The organism is Ruegeria sp. HKCCD7251, from assembly GCF_013031165.1.
Taxonomy (GTDB): Bacteria; Pseudomonadota; Alphaproteobacteria; order Rhodobacterales; family Rhodobacteraceae; genus Ruegeria.
This window is the reverse complement of the sequence record NZ_WPZC01000001.1, coordinates 776,810-791,918: the sequence shown is the minus strand read 5'-3', so window position 1 is coordinate 791,918 and position 15,109 is coordinate 776,810. Positions and strand designations below refer to the sequence as shown.

The following is a 15,109-nucleotide window of genomic DNA, read 5'->3' as shown; positions in this document are numbered from 1 at the left end:
CTAGCGTGCGCCCATTCCTGGTAAAGGCTTAGCCGTATAAATCGGAAGCCCGGCTCTCGAACGCCTGAACAATCCGGTGCATGGCCTCGTTAAAGACGACTCCGATGATGCCCTGTAAGATTGCGTTCTTGAACTCAAAATCCACGTGGAATGAGATGTTGCATCCCCCCTCGGGCGCATCCGCGAACCGCCAATCGGATTTCATGTATTTGAATGGCCCGTCCAGATACTCGGTGTCGATCCGCCGATCCTCGGCGTGCAATGTCACACGGCTACCGAACCGTTCACGGAACACTTTGAACGAGATCACAAGATCGGCCTCTAGCACCTGTGCCTCGCCCGCCGCGTAGGTGCGCCTGATCCGCGCCGCTGCACACCACGGCAAAAACTGCGGATACTTCGCCACATCCGCGACAAGGTCATACATCTGCTGAGCGGTATACGGCAGGTGACGTGTCTCGGAATGGGTCGGCATGGCGGTCCGGTATTTACAGGTGACAATGGCGCGTCATGTCGTATGTTGCGCGCCAAAGATCAAGGGGGCAGTGATGACAGACCGCGCATATGTGATAGATGAGATGATCTCGGCCAAGGCGATCGCCGCCCGGATCGAAGAGCTTTGCCGCGAGATAACGCAGGAATTCGGGAATACCGACAAGCTGATCGTGGTCGGCCTGCTGCGTGGCAGTTTTGTCTTCATCGCCGATCTTGTGCGCGAACTCGAGCTGCCGATCGAGGTGGACTTCCTCGAGGCATCATCTTACGGAGACTCAATGGAAAGCAGTCGTGAAGTTCGTATTCTCAAAGACTTGCGTGGCGCAATTGAAGGGCGTGACGTGCTGGTGGTCGAAGACATCGTCGACACCGGCCATACGTTGAATCATGTGACCAAGCTGTTGAACAGTCGGAAGCCCAGCCGCCTCAAGTCTATTGCCCTGCTCGACAAACCCAGTCGGCGTGAGGTTGACTTTCGCTCGGACTGGATCGGGTTTGAAATACCGGACGAATTTGTCGTCGGCTATGGCATCGACTACGCCCAACGCAATCGCAACCTGCCCTTCATCGGCAAGGTGCGTTTTGTGGACGGCTAAGATGACAAAACACGTGTCTGCGTAGCCAACTAAATTCAAACTTTCGAATACAAATAGACAAGGACCGCGAAATGCCCTTACTCTTTCCATGAAAGTGGGAGGAATTTGATGAAGCGACTTGTTGCGACCGTTGGTGTAGTTATGGCGATTGTAGCGTTTGCCGGTGCATCGTCCGCAAAGGACAATAAGGGCAAAGGGCACGGAGCTAACAAAAACAAAGCTGAGAAAGTTATAAACTCAAACGGCAACGCTGTTCCGCCCGGACAAATCAAACGGTATACGCGCGGCCAGAAATTGCCGAATGATCTGAACTTTGACTACATTGACGACCTCGATAACTGGAAGCTGAAGCCGCTGGGTCCCGGTCAACGCTACATTCGGGTCGACGACGAAATTCTTTCCATCTCGGACGACACGAAAACTGTAATAGAAGCCGTTGGAATTGTTAGCGATTTGGCCAACTAGGCAGGCCGATACTAGAACACCCCTTCCAGCACTGCGTCTATGGCGCTTAGGAACACGCCGGTTCCTACAGGTATCAAGTCATCCGGAAAATCATAATCCGGGTTGTGCAATTGCGGGTGCGTCCGACCTGCACCCAACCAGAACATGGCCGTCTTTGCACCTTTGGAAAACTGGCCGAAGTCCTCGGAGAATTTCTGTGGGCTTTGGACAAGCTTGCAAGGCACGCCGTGCGTCTTGCATGCAGTCTGCAGATATTCGACCGCCTCAGGATGGTTGACGCAGGCTTCAAACACATCGTCGTAAGTGATCTGGCACGCCAACCCATCAGACGCCGCAGCGTCCTGCACCAACGCTTCGGCGTCCGCAATCATCTGATGCATTCTGGCATCCGTCACAGTGCGCAAGGTCACCCATAGCTCTGCTTGTCCAGGTGCAACGCCGAATGTCCGCTCGCCCAAATTCGCATGAGTGACCGTCACCAGCGCAAAATCCTCGTCCAGATCCTCACCGCGGCTTAGGTTGGCCAATTTCGGGACTAGCTCAGACAACGCAAATGCCGGAGACACCCCATCTTGCGGTGCCGCGGCATGTGAGGTTTTCCCGACCAGTGTCACCTTCATTCCGCGAGAGGCACAATTTGCGGGCCCTTCGCACAGTTCGACCGAACCAAGGTCCAATCCCGGCAAGTTGTGAAGAGAAAACACATAATCTGGGGCGATGTTCGAAAAACCAGTTGAATTTCGGAACGCCGCAGCGCCTTTGCCGGTTTCTTCGGCGGGCTGAAAAATCAGCACGACGCGCCCTTTGGAGGGTCTACACCGCTTTAGCGCCTCAGCGACACCCAGCACCATGACCATATGGCCGTCATGCCCACACAAATGGCCATTACCAGCGTTCTGCGACGCGTATTCCGCATTGCTGATCTCTTGAATTGGCAAGCCGTCCAACTCGCAGCGGATGGCGACCGTCGGGCCGGGCCTGTTGCCCTCAAAGACTGCAGCGACTCCATAGCCGCCCAACCCTTGCAAGATACGGTCCGCACCAAGATCGGACAACAAACCGACCACGCGCGCCGAAGTCTCTCGCTCCTGCCCGGATAGTTCGGGGTAGCTGTGAAGATCGCGGCGTAAGACCGTGAGCCGTTCAAGGGCGTCCGGGGTCACCCTTGCTCCAGCATTTTTTGACGCGCATCCCGCAGGCGCGCAAAGTCATCGCCAGCGTGGTAGGACGAGCGGGTCAGCGGCGTTGCCGACACCATCAGGAACCCTTTGCCATAAGCCGCTTTCTCATACGATGAGAACTCTTCCGGTGTTACGAACCTGTCGACGCCGTGGTGCTTCGGCGTGGGTTGCAAGTATTGGCCGATCGTCAAAAAGTCGATGTCCGCCGCGCGCATGTCGTCCATGACCTGCCGCACCTCTTGTTCCTTTTCACCCAGACCAACCATGATGCCGGACTTGGTAAAGATAGACGGGTCAAGCTCTTTCACACGCTGCAAAAGGCGCAAAGAATGGAAATACCGCGCGCCGGGCCGAACCTCGGGATAAAGCCCCGGTACGGTTTCAAGGTTATGGTTAAACACGTCCGGCTTGGCTTCGACCACGACTTCCAAAACCTCGGGCTCACATTTCAGAAAGTCAGGCGTCAGAATTTCGATGGTCGTTTTGGGGGATCGATGACGAATGGCGCGAATAGTTTGCGCAAAATGATCCGCCCCGCCATCCGCAAGATCATCACGATCGACCGAGGTGATGACGACATGGTTCAGACCCAGTTTTTCGACCGCATGGGCAACGCGTCCGGGTTCGAAAACATCCAGATCGTCAGGCCGTCCGGTCGCGATATTGCAGAAGGTGCAGCCGCGCGTGCAAATTTCGCCCATGATCATCATGGTGGCGTGGCCCTGGCTCCAGCATTCGCCGACGTTCGGGCAACCGGCTTCTTCGCAGACGGTGACAAGGTTGTTGTCCCGCATAATCTTGCGGGTATCGGCATAGCCCTTGCCGCCCGGTGCTTTGACGCGAATCCAACTGGGCTTTTTGGGCTGCGCGTTGTCCGGGCGATGCGCCTTTTCAGGGTGACGTTGTTCGGGGATCTTCAGATCACGCACGGCTGGCTTTCCTGACTTTGGGTCAATTTGCTTTGCTCTAACATAGTACGTCAAACTGTACCATGCCACCGACACATACCTGACATGCAACATAGTATCTGCTTTTCGGAAACGTAGAACATATGAACAATCCTGGGCAAATTATGGACGTTCTCTCAATAACCTCGGGTAATTCGCGGTTGCAGCAATTCTGACGTTGAAGCCAATTTAGAACTATTTTAAATACGTGCCAAATCATCATGAATCACAGGAGCTTGCTGATGAAAACCGGCACAAAATTACCTGCTGTCACCTTCCACACCCGCGTTCGCGATGAGGCCGTCGAAGGGCCAAATCCATATCGCTGGGAAGACAAAACCACAGCGGACTTTTTCTCGGGCAAGCGGGTCATCCTGTTTTCCCTGCCGGGCGCGTTTACGCCAACATGCTCGACCTATCAGCTTCCGGGGTTCGAAAACGGTTTTGCCGACTTTGCGGAAAAGGGAATCGACGCCATTTACTGCATGTCTGTGAATGACAGCTTTGTCATGAACAAATGGGCGCAGGATCAAGGCCTGAAGAACGTAAAGGTCATTCCTGATGGTTCCGGGGAATTCACCCGGAAAATGGGCATGTTGGTCGACAAGGACAACCTTGGTTTCGGAATGCGGTCTTGGCGTTACGCTGCCATTGTCAATGACGGCGTGGTCGAGGCTTGGTTTGAAGAACCAGGCTTGATGGACAACTGCCCCGAAGATCCTTACGGCGTGTCATCGCCCGATAACCTGATGAAGCATCTGGATGAGGCGAAAGAACCCGCCCTCGCTTAATCGCATAAGCTCAAAGATTAAGACCCGTCCCGGCGGGTCTTACTACTTTCGCGTCTCAGCAACGATGTCTTCGCCAACCTGACGTATGACATCCGCGAGACTGTCGAACCAATCTTCTGCGCTGGTGGACATACGACGCACCAGACCGATTGTGCGGAATGGTTGGGGCGCACCGAAACGCTGCAGCTTTAGGCCGGGAACGGCCTCAGTCTCGGCGCGGGCGGCAAGTTCGGGCATCAGCGTCAGACCAAATCCCTCGGCGACCAGCCGGGATAAGGTGGCCAGCGAAGAAGCGCCCATGTTGATCAACCCACTGCTTCGATCCTGTCCACACACCTCCAACGCCTGATCCGTTAGGCAATGACCGTCATCCAGCAGCATGAGTTGTGTCGCCTGCAGATCCAATGGATGCAGCGCCTCAGGGTGTTGCGGCATAGACTGTAGCCGCCCGGCGCTGCCCGCCAACAGAAAGCGGTCTTCGAATAACGGAAGCTCAAACAACTCGGAGCCTCCAGCCGGCAGTGCCAACAATCCGGCATCAACCTCACCCGCGCGAAGCATCGAGAGCAGTCTCTCTGTTCTCGCCTCTCGTATCTGAACCTTCAAGGAAACATCCGCCGCGCGAAGTCCGGCAAGAACCCCAGGCAGCAGGTACGGAGCAATTGTTGGAATAATCCCAATCGAAAGCGATCTATGACCACCCGACTGATCCTTTGCAAATTGATCAAGCCGATCCGCAGCCCCCAGAACCTGCCGTGCATAGTCCAGCACATCCCGTCCCAACGGGGTCAGCAGAATATCGCGGGCTTGCCGTTCAAACAGCGTTCCGCCAAGTGTCTCTTCCAACGCCTTGATCTGAACGGACAAAGCGGGTTGCGAAACATGGCAAACCTGCGCAGCCCTGCCAAAATTCCGCTGCTCGGCCACGGCGTTAAAATACTGCAATTGTCTAAGGGTAAAATTCATAACCTTTGATTATCATATCACACCAAACCCGCAAGGCAGAACTATCGCTGGTCCGATCACCCTATAAGTCGGTTTTGTTCAGCCTTTTCCTCATAGTGTCGTTTGAGCCTTTGAAGTGCGATCCGCAGTACGATTTTTCCGGACCGAGCAGACCACCCCATCCGCTTTTCGGCCAATTCCAACCCTTCAAGATAACAACAACAACGCAATGCAACGTCACTTAGTCCGGGGCCAAGGTCAGAAAGGGCACTCTCAACCCGATTACGGGCATCCGATGACCCGCAACCATCACCGCTATAGTTCCCAAAGCTGCCGCGCCTTCCGGCGGTCAGGAAGTGATCCCAGTTCTGCGCGACCCTTGGCCCGACTTGCGCCAACTCAAAATCTTCCCGCAGGCGTTCTCCGGCGCTGACCAGCGTTTCGTCCAGAAACGGCTTTCCGTCCCGATCACGTCGGCGCGCTAGCCCGATCAATGGGCTTTCCGCGGCGCTGTAACGAATTCTACGGGGTCGATCCCCCGCCCCCCCGTGCCTGAGCCTTTGCGGTCATTGGCTGGAACGGAGTTTGCGCTTCGGACATCCCGAGTTCATTGCGTGTCCGCGCCCGGTTTTCCACCTCGGCCATCAACTGACCCAGCGCGGTTCGTCCGGCAGAAGAGATACGGTACCGTGAGATACGGCCCGGATTGTCACAGCCGATCCAGTCTTTTAGGGCAAGCGCCTGAGCAACCCTGCAATCGACGACAGCCGTTCGTGTGCTTCCCTGATCGCCCGTGCCACGAACGACCACGGCTTTGTCCATATCTTCGGCGACGGCTAAGACTGACCCGGTCTCGCAAAGCCGTCGCAGAACTCTTAATGCCTCACGCTCAAATTCTTCTTCGGCTGCGGCGATGTCATCGCCCCGAATGCCAGACAATGGTTCATCTTTGGCTGTGTTTTCCGAAAAATGCTCGGCAGCCAAAGATTGTAGCGCGGCGTCCACCAATGGATCGTCCCGACGCGACTCGATACGTCTTATCTGCCTGAGTATGGTTGACGCATGGCACCCTGCTGACCGCGCAATGTCGCGGATCGACTGTCCGGTTTCGGTATGCGCAAGATACCGCTGCGCCCCTTCGGGAACCCAAGCCGGAATGGTGAAAGCCATGTTATTTTCCATAGTTAGTTGCCCTCGTAGACAATTCAATTCTGTTCTCTATCGCCCCCGGTGAATTTGTTAACCAATTCTAACTAGAGTCGCTTTCGTTACTCGTTCGTTAACCGGCGAGGACAAGAACCAGATTTGTTTTAAAAACATAAACACTCATGAAGTCAGAGTTCGGCCAGACCGTGGTTGAGGCAACACCCGCCTTGGTTGTGTGACACTCAGGGCAACTGCCACACTGCAATGGAACTTTGAAATGCAAGACCTGATGACAATGATCTCGACCCTACGCCGCCCGCGCCTGTTGGCCCGCGCTGCAAAGCACGGCGCGCAAGACTATGATCGGGATCGTCATCTACAGCGAATTTTGGGATATGGCTCATTGCCCGGAAACGGGGCGGCCCTCGTTCGCTTGATAGAGATGGAGAAAGAAGCCAACGCGCAAAGAATGGCCGAAGACGCTGCCTATTCTCTGGTTCGGCATCTGGATATTTTGATCGCGCTAATGGGAGAGGCGCAACTGTTCAAAGCCAGTCGCGCCCCTCAATATCACTGATTTAGGTAAAGGCGTCCGGCATGGACGCCTTTTTCTTTTCAATGTACTCGTTCAGAGCGGCATGGACGCCTGGGTCGAGCTGCGGTTGCTGATAGTTGGCCAGCAAGTGTTCAACCCGCGACGTCGCCAGTTGACGGGTGTCACGACCGCCCTCGTCTTCCCAGGTTTCGAACGGCTTGTAATCCAGCAGATCGGATTTCCAGAACGCCTCTTTGAAGTTGGCCTGCGTATGAGCGCATCCCAGATAGTGACCTCCGGGGCCGACTTCGCGGATCGCATCCATGGCCTGCGCGTTTTCATCATAGGCTACGCCTTTGGCGATACCGTGCAGAACGCCCAATTGGTCGGCATCCATGACGAACTTTTCAAAGTCGGCCACCAGACCGCCCTCCAGCCAGCCGCAGGAATGCAGCATGAAGTTCACGCCGGACATCAGACCCATGTTCAGCGAGTTCGCGGTTTCATACGCGGCCTGTGCGTCCGGCAGCTTGGAGCCGCAGAACGAACCCGCCGATCGGAACGGCAGCCCCAGACGACGTGCCAGCTGGCCCGCGCCGTAGGTGACCATAGACGCCTCGGGTGTCCCAAAGGTCGGCGCACCCGAGTTCATGTCGATCGACGACACGAACGCACCAAAGATTGCAGGCGCACCCGGACGGATGATCTGGCTATAGGCTACACCAGCCAGAACTTCGGCCAGAACCTGCGTCAGCGTTCCAGCAACCGAGACCGGAGCCATCGCGCCACCCACAATAAAGGGCGAAATGATGCAGGCCTGATTGTTGGCCGCGTAGACTTCCAAAGAGCCCATCATCACATCATCGAAGGTCATCGGCGAGTTGATGTTGGTCAGCGACGTCATGACCGTGTTTTCCTGCACGAATTCCTTGCCGAACAGGATCTCGCACATCTCAACCGAATCCTGCGCACGGCTGGGATCGGTTACCGAACCCATGAAAGGCTTATCCGACAGGGTCATATGCGCCATCAGCATGTCGAGGTGACGCTTGTTCACCGGGATGTCGGTGGGTTCGCAGACTGTCCCGCCCGAGTGATGCAGCCACTTGGACATATAAGCCAGCTTCACGAACTTGTTGAAATCGTCCATGGTCGCATAGCGACGGCCACCCTGCGCATCACGCACGAAGGGCGGGCCATAGACCGGGGCCAGAACCAGATTGCGGCCACCGATGACCACCGATTTCTCGGGGTTGCGTGCGTGCTGGGTGAACTCGCTGGGGGCGGTCTTGATCAGCTCGCGCGCAAGACCTCGGGGGATGCGGACACGCTCGCCATCCACATCTGCACCCGCATCCTTCCAACGCTCCAGTGCGGCGGGGTTGTCGACAAAGTTGACACCGACCTCGGCCAGAATGGTTTCGGCGTTGGTTTCGATGATCTGCAACGCTTCTTCGTTCAGAACTTCGAAGTTCGGAATATTGCGTTCGATGTATTTTGCCGTTTCGATTCGTACCGCGGTGCGCTCGGCGCGGCGGGCAGCGCCACCGCCACCTCTCGCCCTGCGCCGGGTGTTTGCCTCAGCCATGTGAAGATCCCGTGTGTTGGTTGGTTTGAGAATTCTGTTACAGGAGCTGACAGGGGCAAAGCATATAAATTACGGCGCTACAGGTGAAAAAGCGACATTTCCGTTGAGCGCACCAGCTAGCTGATTAGGGCGACTTTGATATAGACTTACCCAATAGTAATCTGTTTTCGCTTTGTTTTTCCACGTTCCAACCCAGATGTTGGTACATGGACACCGTGGAATGCATCAAACGGTGAGTCCGCAGCGTGAGGCGCGATATTCCCCTGTCGCGCGCAACGCTTTCGGCTTGGTCCAGCAATCGTCCCGCGATCCCTCGGCCTTGTGCGTTGGGTGCCACCGCAAGATTGAATATCATCACTGCATCGTCCACTTGCCCAAAAACGATGTATCCAACGATTTCAGCATTCATCTCGGCCACAACCCCGCCATGGGACCGGATGTCATCGGCCACACCCCCTGTTACATCCGGCAGATCCGGAATATCGCGCAATGCGGGTGCATAAGCGGCGGCGAGACAATTCGTGACCTTGCCTACATCAGCAAGAGTGGCTTTTCGCAACGTGATCTCTGACATGTAAGATCCTATTGGCGTTATCCTGAGGCACAATTGCACAAATGATGTCATTGCGCTTGCACATGCAAGGCTTGCGACCTAATAGCCAACCATGACCCAGGACACCCATGACCGCCTTCTGATCATCGACTTCGGCAGCCAGGTAACGCAGCTTATTGCGCGACGCCTTCGTGAGCTGAACGTCTATTGCGAAATCCACCCCTACCAGAATGTCACGATGGACTTTGTGCGCAAGATGGCGCCAAAAGCTGTGATTTTCTCGGGCGGCCCCGACAGCGTAACGCGCGAGGGTTCACCGCGCGCCCCGCAAGAGATTTTCGACTATGGCGTGCCGATTTTGGGCATCTGCTATGGCCAGCAGGTGATGATGCACCAATTGGGTGGCAAGGTCGAAAGCGGCCACGGCACCGCCGAATTCGGTCGTGCTTTTGTCACACCCAAGGGCAAATTGGACATTCTAGATGGCTGGTTTTCCGAGGGTGACGAGCAGGTCTGGATGAGCCACGGTGATCACGTCAGCGAAATCGCACCGGGTTTTGAGGTGTTCGGCACCTCGCCCAACGCGCCTTTTGCGATCACTGCCGACAGCACACGCCACTTCTATGCCGTTCAGTTCCACCCCGAGGTGCATCACACCCCCAAAGGCGCGAAACTGTACGAGAATTTCGTCAAACTGGCCGGGTTCAAGGGTGACTGGACGATGGGTGCCTATCGTGACGAGATGATCCGCAAAATACGCGAGCAGGTGGGCGACAAAAAGGTCATCTGCGGGTTGTCTGGCGGCGTCGACAGCTCGGTCGCGGCGATCCTGATCCATGAGGCGATCGGAGATCAGTTGACCTGTGTGTTCGTCGATCACGGCCTGCTGCGCAAGAACGAGGCCCAGGAAGTCGTCGGCATGTTCCGCGACAACTACAACATCCAACTGATCCACGCTGACGAAAGCGAGTTGTTCCTTGGCGATCTCGAAGGCCAGTCCGACCCCGAGACTAAGCGCAAGATCATCGGCAAGCTGTTTATCGACGTGTTCCAGAAACATGCCGACACTATCGACGGGGCCGAGTTCCTGGCGCAGGGCACGCTCTACCCCGATGTCATTGAATCGGTGTCCTTTTCCGGCGGCCCGTCGGTCACGATCAAGTCGCACCACAATGTCGGCGGCCTGCCCGAGAAAATGGGCCTGAAACTGGTCGAACCCCTGCGCGAACTGTTCAAGGACGAGGTCCGCGCTTTGGGCCGCGAACTGGGTCTTCCGGCCAGCTTCATCGGCCGACACCCCTTCCCCGGCCCCGGTCTGGCGATCCGTTGCCCCGGTGAAATCACCCGCGAGAAACTGGACATCCTGCGCGAGGCGGATGCCGTCTATATCGACCAGATTCGCAAGCACGGCCTTTATGATGAGATCTGGCAGGCTTTCGTGGCCATCCTGCCGGTGCGCACCGTGGGTGTGATGGGGGACGGACGCACATATGATTACGCCTGCGCGCTTCGGGCAGTGACGTCGGTGGACGGCATGACCGCCGATTATTACCCCTTCACCCACGAATTCCTTGGTGAAACCGCCACGCGGATTATCAACGAGGTCAAAGGCATCAATCGGTGCACATATGATATCACCTCAAAACCACCCGGAACGATCGAGTGGGAATGAAACAAAAAGCCGGGCTCTGTCCCGGCTTTTTTATTTAACTTCACCCAGAAACCCATAGGTTTCATGTCAGAAACCACGATTCCTTCAGGCTGGTGAATGGACAGTAGTAAACCTCAGATCGGAAAGGCTGCGCTTTGGATGACGGGGGCCATTGCGTCCTTCTCGTCAATGGCAATCGCGGGCCGTGAGTTGAGCGTGACGCACGACACGTTTGAAATCATGTTTTACCGAAGCCTTGTTGGAATCGTCGTCGTGTCCTTGGTTCTAACTCTGTCCGGCACGTGGCATCACGTTACCACCAAGCGCATTGGCCTGCATTGTGTGCGAAATGTCATGCATTTCACCGGGCAAAACCTGTGGTTTTATGCCGTTACGGTTATTCCTTTGGCGCAGGTTTTCGCGCTTGAGTTTACGCAACCGATCTGGGTCATTCTTATTTCTCCTTTGCTACTGGGGGAAAGGCTGACAACCGTAAGGGTAATGTCGGCACTTATCGGGTTCGCGGGTATCCTGATCGTCGCCCGCCCCGGAGCCGCCCCCCTGAGTACCGGCCTGATTACTGCAGCTCTTTCAGCGGTGTTCTTTGCACTCACGACAATATCGACAAAGAAACTAACCCAATTCGCCAGCATTGGATGCATCATGTTCTGGCTGACTGTCATTCAGGCCATTCTGGGTTTGGTGGCATCTGGGATAGACGGACAGATCGCTTTGCCATCGGCACAAACGGCTCCGTTTTTGCTGTTGGTTGGTCTGGCGGGGCTGCTTGCCCACTATTGTATAACGAACGCTTTGGCGATTGCTCCGGCGACTGTCGTGGTACCTTTTGACTTTGCGCGGCTGCCGACAATCGCGATCGTCGGTATGATTCTCTACCAAGAACCGCTTGACCAATGGACCCTTCTGGGCGCTGCCGTGATCTTCTCAGGTATCTTTATGAATGTTCACGCCGAAAATCGTAACCGATCAGCAACACTCCCCGGCCACCAGCCAAACAAGTAACGCACCGTCACCTGTTGACGATAAGGTAAAGCATCAGAGAATAACGAGCATCATGTAGGTGGTCAGCCTTATCCACTCAAGCACTAGTGCTGACCGAACAAGTGACCTTTGAGGGAGGAACTAGATGAAAAAAGCGCTTCTACAGGCGTGCGCTGTGTGCGTTGGTGCTACAGGGGCCTATGCTGGCGGCTTGGACCGCAGCGGCCAGGGCGTCAACATTCTGTTCGAAGAAGGCAATGTTGTTCAGTTGCGGCTTGGCTACGCTGACCCGGACGTGAGCGGGTCGCAGAATGGCGTTCCGTCCGGCAACGTGGCAAACAGCTTCTTTTCGCCGGGCCTTGCGTACAAGCATTCGTTCAATGACCGTCTGGATTTTGCGGTCATCTACGACGAGCCGTTCGGTGCGGATGTCAGCTATCCCAGCGCCTATCCGCTGTCGCAAAACCCGCTTGCCATTGCAGGCGGACGTAACAACGACGTCCTGCGCGCCGAAGCTGACGTAGACGCAATTACTGCGCTGCTTCGCTACAAGTTCGATGGCGGTTTCAGCGCCATTGGTGGTATCCGTGGCCAGCGTGCAGATGCGTCCGTTGCGGTCCCTGCTGCTGCTGGGTATTCGTTTGATCCCGGCGCCGAAGTTGACTTCGGCTATGTTGTCGGTGTCGCATGGGAACGCCCTGAGATCGCGGCGCGTGTCTCGTTGGTCTACAACTCGAAGATCACGCATAACTTCAGCGGCAACGAGACTTTCAACCTGGCACCTCCGCCGGTTCCAGTGCCTTTGGTTTCGGTTCCGTCCGAAACCGAAGTCGAAACGCCGCAGTCGGTCAACCTGGACTTCCAGACGGGTGTTGCACCTAAAACTCTGGTCTTCGGTTCGATCCGTTGGGTCGACTGGCCACAAACCGTTCTGGCTCCGACAAACTATGTTGCAATTACCGGTTCGAACCTTGTGGATTACGAAGACGATACCTTCACCTACACGCTGGGCGTAGGCTATCAGTTCTCCGAAGCATTCTCGGGGGCCGTTTCCGTTGGTTACGAACCTTCGACCGACGCCTTGGTCTCGAACCTGGGCCCGACTGACGGGTTCTGGAGCCTTGGTCTGGGCGGCACCTACTCGTTCGAGCAGGCGCAGATTTCGGGCGGTATCCGCTACACCGACATTGGTGATACGACGACCACCACCGGTGGTCAGTTCTCGGGCAACTCAGCCTGGAGTGTTGGTCTGCAGCTGACCTACGCTCTGAACTGATCGAGCGTCAAACGATCTGAATAGAGGCCTCGCCAATCGGCGGGGCCTTTTCGCATGTTTCGGGTCGCGTTTCTTCTGGCTGAATGCGAAACATCAGCATGGCACCGCAGAAACGCATATCCACTCAGGCTTGGGCCGAGCTTTTGTTGCTTGGGCTGATCTGGGGCGCATCCTTTGTTTCTATCAGGATTGCGCTGGACACCATTCCCGTCATGACTTCGGTTCTTCATCGTGTCCTGTGGGCGATGTTGGCACTTTGGATCGTCGTATGGATCAAAGGCACAAGAATCCCGACTAACCCGCGTATCTGGGGCGCGTTTCTGGTTATGGGGCTTCTGAATAACGCGATACCCTTTACCCTGATGGCATGGGGACAATTGCATATCGAAACGGGCCTGACTTCGATCCTGAATGCGGCGACAGCGATCTTTGGCGTATTGATCGCGGCCATGTTCTTCAAAGATGAAAAACTGACTCAAGGTCGTGCCCTGGGCGTGGGGCTGGGCTTTACGGGCGTGGCGATTGCTATTGGGCTAAACAACTTCACCAAATTCGATCTGCAAAGTGCCGCACAGCTGGCGATCATCGCTGGCGCAATCTCATATACATTGGCGGGTGCATGGGCCCGAAAGACTTTGTCTGTCCTCCCACCGATTGTTGCGGCAGCGGGAATGCTTACGAGCTCAACCATCGTTATCCTGCCGATAACACTTGCAGTTGATGGTGTTCCATCGCTGGCGTTGCCCACATCAACTTGGCTGGCCATCTCGTATTACGCACTGATTGCCACGGCAGGCGCATATCTGTTGTATTACCGCGTACTGGCCATGGCAGGTGCTGGAAACCTATTGCTAGTAACCCTCATAATCCCGCCCGTGGCGATTGTTTTGGGCGCAATCCTTCGGGATGAAACCTTGCAGCCTCAGGCCTATGCGGGGTTCGCCGTGCTCGCGCTGGGGCTGCTGATACTCAACCGCTCATCCACTCCTGATTGACGCCGCCCCCTGCCCCATTTAGCAAGGTCGCAAAAAGGGATAGCGGACCATGATCTACAGCTCGGCAAAAGAGTGGCGCGAGGCGGCAAGAAAGAAGGTGCTGTTTTTCGGCATGTCGGGCCTTGGCAAGACCTATGTGTCCAATGTCCTGCGTGATTCTGGCGACTGGTTCCACTACTCGATCGATTACCGTATCGGAACGCGATACATGGGCGAGTACATCGCAGACAATGCCAAAGCGCAGGCCATGAAAGTGCCGTTTCTGCGCGACCTTCTGCTGTCGGACTCAATCTATATCGGCTCGAACATCACGTTTGAAAACCTAACTCCGGTTGCCGCTTATCTCGGCAAACCGGGTGATCCGGCGCTGGGCGGGCTGGAACTGTCAGAATATCGCCGCAGGCAGGAACAGTTTCGCATGGCCGAGATTCACGCCCTTTTGGATACGGAATACTTCATCGACCGCGCAGAACGCCTGTATCAGTACCCTCATTTCATTTGCGACACGGGTGGTTCGATCTGTGAGTGGGTTGATCCAAACGACCCTCGTGATCAGGTCTTATCCGAATTGTCACGCCAGACACTGATGATCTGGCTAAAGGGCGACGAGGAACATACAGCCGAGCTGATCCGCCGTTTTGACAAAGCCCCCAAACCGATGTCCTACCAGCCCGAATTCCTTACACGGGTCTGGGAGGAATATTTGGATGAAAACGGGTGCCAGCCCGCGCAAGTTGACCCGGATGCCTTCGTCCGATGGACCTATGCGCGCGCGCTTGCACATCGGCAGCCGCGCTATCAGGCGATGGCCGACAATTGGGGCGTATCCATCTCGGCGAAAGACATGCACGACGTCAGAGATGCCTCTGATTTCGACGAGTTGATCGAACGCACCCTTGAGACACGCCCAAACCGCGCTTAACTATCGCTCTTACACAATAAT

Annotated in this window: 15 protein-coding genes and 1 pseudogene; 9 read left to right on the top strand and 7 right to left on the bottom strand. The window is 55.8% G+C overall.

Features of this window, described 5'->3' with window-relative positions:
- Positions 1-28: 28 nt before the first annotated feature.
- Positions 29-475 carry a type II toxin-antitoxin system RatA family toxin gene (locus GOX75_RS03840; RefSeq protein ID WP_171121272.1) on the bottom strand — a complete coding sequence of 149 codons (447 nt, stop codon included), beginning with the start codon at positions 473-475 and terminating at the stop codon, positions 29-31.
- A 73-nt stretch (positions 476-548) separates the two neighbouring features.
- Here GOX75_RS03840 and hpt point away from each other — a divergent pair, with 73 nt between their 5' ends.
- A complete protein-coding gene (gene hpt / locus GOX75_RS03835) occupies positions 549-1,091 on the top strand; it encodes a hypoxanthine phosphoribosyltransferase (RefSeq protein ID WP_171121271.1) in 543 nt (180 codons plus the stop codon).
- A gap of 108 nt (positions 1,092-1,199) precedes the next feature.
- On the top strand, positions 1,200-1,556 hold the full coding sequence (locus GOX75_RS03830) for a hypothetical protein (protein WP_171121270.1): 357 nt from the start codon (positions 1,200-1,202) through the stop codon (positions 1,554-1,556).
- Between the two features lie 11 nt (positions 1,557-1,567).
- Here GOX75_RS03830 and GOX75_RS03825 read toward each other — a convergent pair whose 3' ends face one another.
- Positions 1,568-2,719 carry an amidohydrolase gene (locus GOX75_RS03825; protein ID WP_171121269.1) on the bottom strand — a complete coding sequence of 384 codons (1,152 nt, stop codon included), beginning with the start codon at positions 2,717-2,719 and terminating at the stop codon, positions 1,568-1,570.
- On the bottom strand, positions 2,716-3,666 hold the full coding sequence (lipA, locus tag GOX75_RS03820) for a lipoyl synthase (RefSeq protein ID WP_171121268.1): 951 nt from the start codon (positions 3,664-3,666) through the stop codon (positions 2,716-2,718). Before lipA ends, GOX75_RS03825 begins: the two co-directional genes overlap by 4 nt.
- Before the next feature lie 260 nt (positions 3,667-3,926).
- Between lipA and GOX75_RS03815 the strand changes: the two genes are divergently transcribed.
- Complete coding sequence (locus GOX75_RS03815) at positions 3,927-4,475, top strand: peroxiredoxin (protein ID WP_171121267.1); 549 nt, start codon at positions 3,927-3,929, stop codon at positions 4,473-4,475.
- Between the two features lie 42 nt (positions 4,476-4,517).
- Here GOX75_RS03815 and GOX75_RS03810 read toward each other — a convergent pair whose 3' ends face one another.
- Together GOX75_RS03810 and GOX75_RS03805 are read right to left on the bottom strand one after the other, a co-directional pair.
- Entirely contained in the window at positions 4,518-5,441 is a 924-nt protein-coding gene (locus GOX75_RS03810) for a hydrogen peroxide-inducible genes activator (RefSeq protein ID WP_171121266.1), read from the bottom strand.
- 56 nt (positions 5,442-5,497) lie between these two features.
- A pseudogene (locus tag GOX75_RS03805) lies at positions 5,498-6,602 on the bottom strand (DUF6456 domain-containing protein).
- A gap of 241 nt (positions 6,603-6,843) precedes the next feature.
- Here GOX75_RS03805 and GOX75_RS03800 point away from each other — a divergent pair.
- A complete protein-coding gene (locus tag GOX75_RS03800) occupies positions 6,844-7,143 on the top strand; it encodes a DUF6477 family protein (protein ID WP_171121265.1) in 300 nt (99 codons plus the stop codon).
- Position 7,144: 1 nt separating this feature from the next.
- Here GOX75_RS03800 and GOX75_RS03795 read toward each other — a convergent pair whose 3' ends face one another.
- Both GOX75_RS03795 and GOX75_RS03790 read right to left on the bottom strand, forming a co-directional pair.
- Entirely contained in the window at positions 7,145-8,689 is a 1,545-nt protein-coding gene (locus GOX75_RS03795; protein ID WP_171121264.1) for a trimethylamine methyltransferase family protein, read from the bottom strand.
- Positions 8,690-8,813: 124 nt separating this feature from the next.
- Positions 8,814-9,263 carry a GNAT family N-acetyltransferase gene (locus GOX75_RS03790; RefSeq protein WP_171121263.1) on the bottom strand — a complete coding sequence of 150 codons (450 nt, stop codon included), beginning with the start codon at positions 9,261-9,263 and terminating at the stop codon, positions 8,814-8,816.
- Positions 9,264-9,354: 91 nt separating this feature from the next.
- Between GOX75_RS03790 and guaA the strand changes: the two genes are divergently transcribed.
- The 5 genes from guaA (at position 9,355) to GOX75_RS03765 (ending at position 15,088) form a co-directional block, all read left to right on the top strand.
- Positions 9,355-10,914 carry a glutamine-hydrolyzing GMP synthase gene (guaA, locus tag GOX75_RS03785; protein ID WP_171121262.1) on the top strand — a complete coding sequence of 520 codons (1,560 nt, stop codon included), beginning with the start codon at positions 9,355-9,357 and terminating at the stop codon, positions 10,912-10,914.
- A 96-nt stretch (positions 10,915-11,010) separates the two neighbouring features.
- Entirely contained in the window at positions 11,011-11,916 is a 906-nt protein-coding gene (locus GOX75_RS03780) for a DMT family transporter (RefSeq protein ID WP_171121261.1), read from the top strand.
- A gap of 124 nt (positions 11,917-12,040) precedes the next feature.
- Entirely contained in the window at positions 12,041-13,171 is a 1,131-nt protein-coding gene (locus tag GOX75_RS03775; RefSeq protein ID WP_171121260.1) for an OmpP1/FadL family transporter, read from the top strand.
- A 98-nt stretch (positions 13,172-13,269) separates the two neighbouring features.
- Positions 13,270-14,166 (top strand): DMT family transporter, encoded by an 897-nt coding sequence (locus tag GOX75_RS03770; RefSeq protein ID WP_171121259.1) that lies wholly within the window; start codon positions 13,270-13,272, stop codon positions 14,164-14,166.
- A gap of 49 nt (positions 14,167-14,215) precedes the next feature.
- Positions 14,216-15,088, top strand: coding sequence for an ATPase (locus GOX75_RS03765; protein WP_171121258.1), 873 nt, complete (start codon positions 14,216-14,218; stop codon positions 15,086-15,088).
- The last annotated feature ends 21 nt before the right edge of the window (positions 15,089-15,109 follow it).

Excerpts from the sequence above, each read along its gene's own strand:
- GOX75_RS03840 (WP_171121272.1), bottom strand. The coding sequence starts at position 475 with ATGCCGACCCATTCCGAGACACGTCACCTGCCGTATACCGCTCAGCAG.
- hpt (WP_171121271.1), top strand. The coding sequence starts at position 549 with ATGACAGACCGCGCATATGTGATAGATGAGATGATCTCGGCCAAGGCG.
- GOX75_RS03830 (WP_171121270.1), top strand. The coding sequence starts at position 1,200 with ATGAAGCGACTTGTTGCGACCGTTGGTGTAGTTATGGCGATTGTAGCG.
- GOX75_RS03815 (WP_171121267.1), top strand. The coding sequence starts at position 3,927 with ATGAAAACCGGCACAAAATTACCTGCTGTCACCTTCCACACCCGCGTT.
- GOX75_RS03810 (WP_171121266.1), bottom strand. The coding sequence starts at position 5,441 with ATGAATTTTACCCTTAGACAATTGCAGTATTTTAACGCCGTGGCCGAG.
- GOX75_RS03800 (WP_171121265.1), top strand. The coding sequence starts at position 6,844 with ATGCAAGACCTGATGACAATGATCTCGACCCTACGCCGCCCGCGCCTG.
- GOX75_RS03795 (WP_171121264.1), bottom strand. The coding sequence starts at position 8,689 with ATGGCTGAGGCAAACACCCGGCGCAGGGCGAGAGGTGGCGGTGGCGCT.
- GOX75_RS03790 (WP_171121263.1), bottom strand. The coding sequence starts at position 9,263 with ATGTCAGAGATCACGTTGCGAAAAGCCACTCTTGCTGATGTAGGCAAG.
- guaA (WP_171121262.1), top strand. The coding sequence starts at position 9,355 with ATGACCCAGGACACCCATGACCGCCTTCTGATCATCGACTTCGGCAGC.
- GOX75_RS03780 (WP_171121261.1), top strand. The coding sequence starts at position 11,011 with ATGGACAGTAGTAAACCTCAGATCGGAAAGGCTGCGCTTTGGATGACG.
- GOX75_RS03775 (WP_171121260.1), top strand. The coding sequence starts at position 12,041 with ATGAAAAAAGCGCTTCTACAGGCGTGCGCTGTGTGCGTTGGTGCTACA.
- GOX75_RS03770 (WP_171121259.1), top strand. The coding sequence starts at position 13,270 with ATGGCACCGCAGAAACGCATATCCACTCAGGCTTGGGCCGAGCTTTTG.
- GOX75_RS03765 (WP_171121258.1), top strand. The coding sequence starts at position 14,216 with ATGATCTACAGCTCGGCAAAAGAGTGGCGCGAGGCGGCAAGAAAGAAG.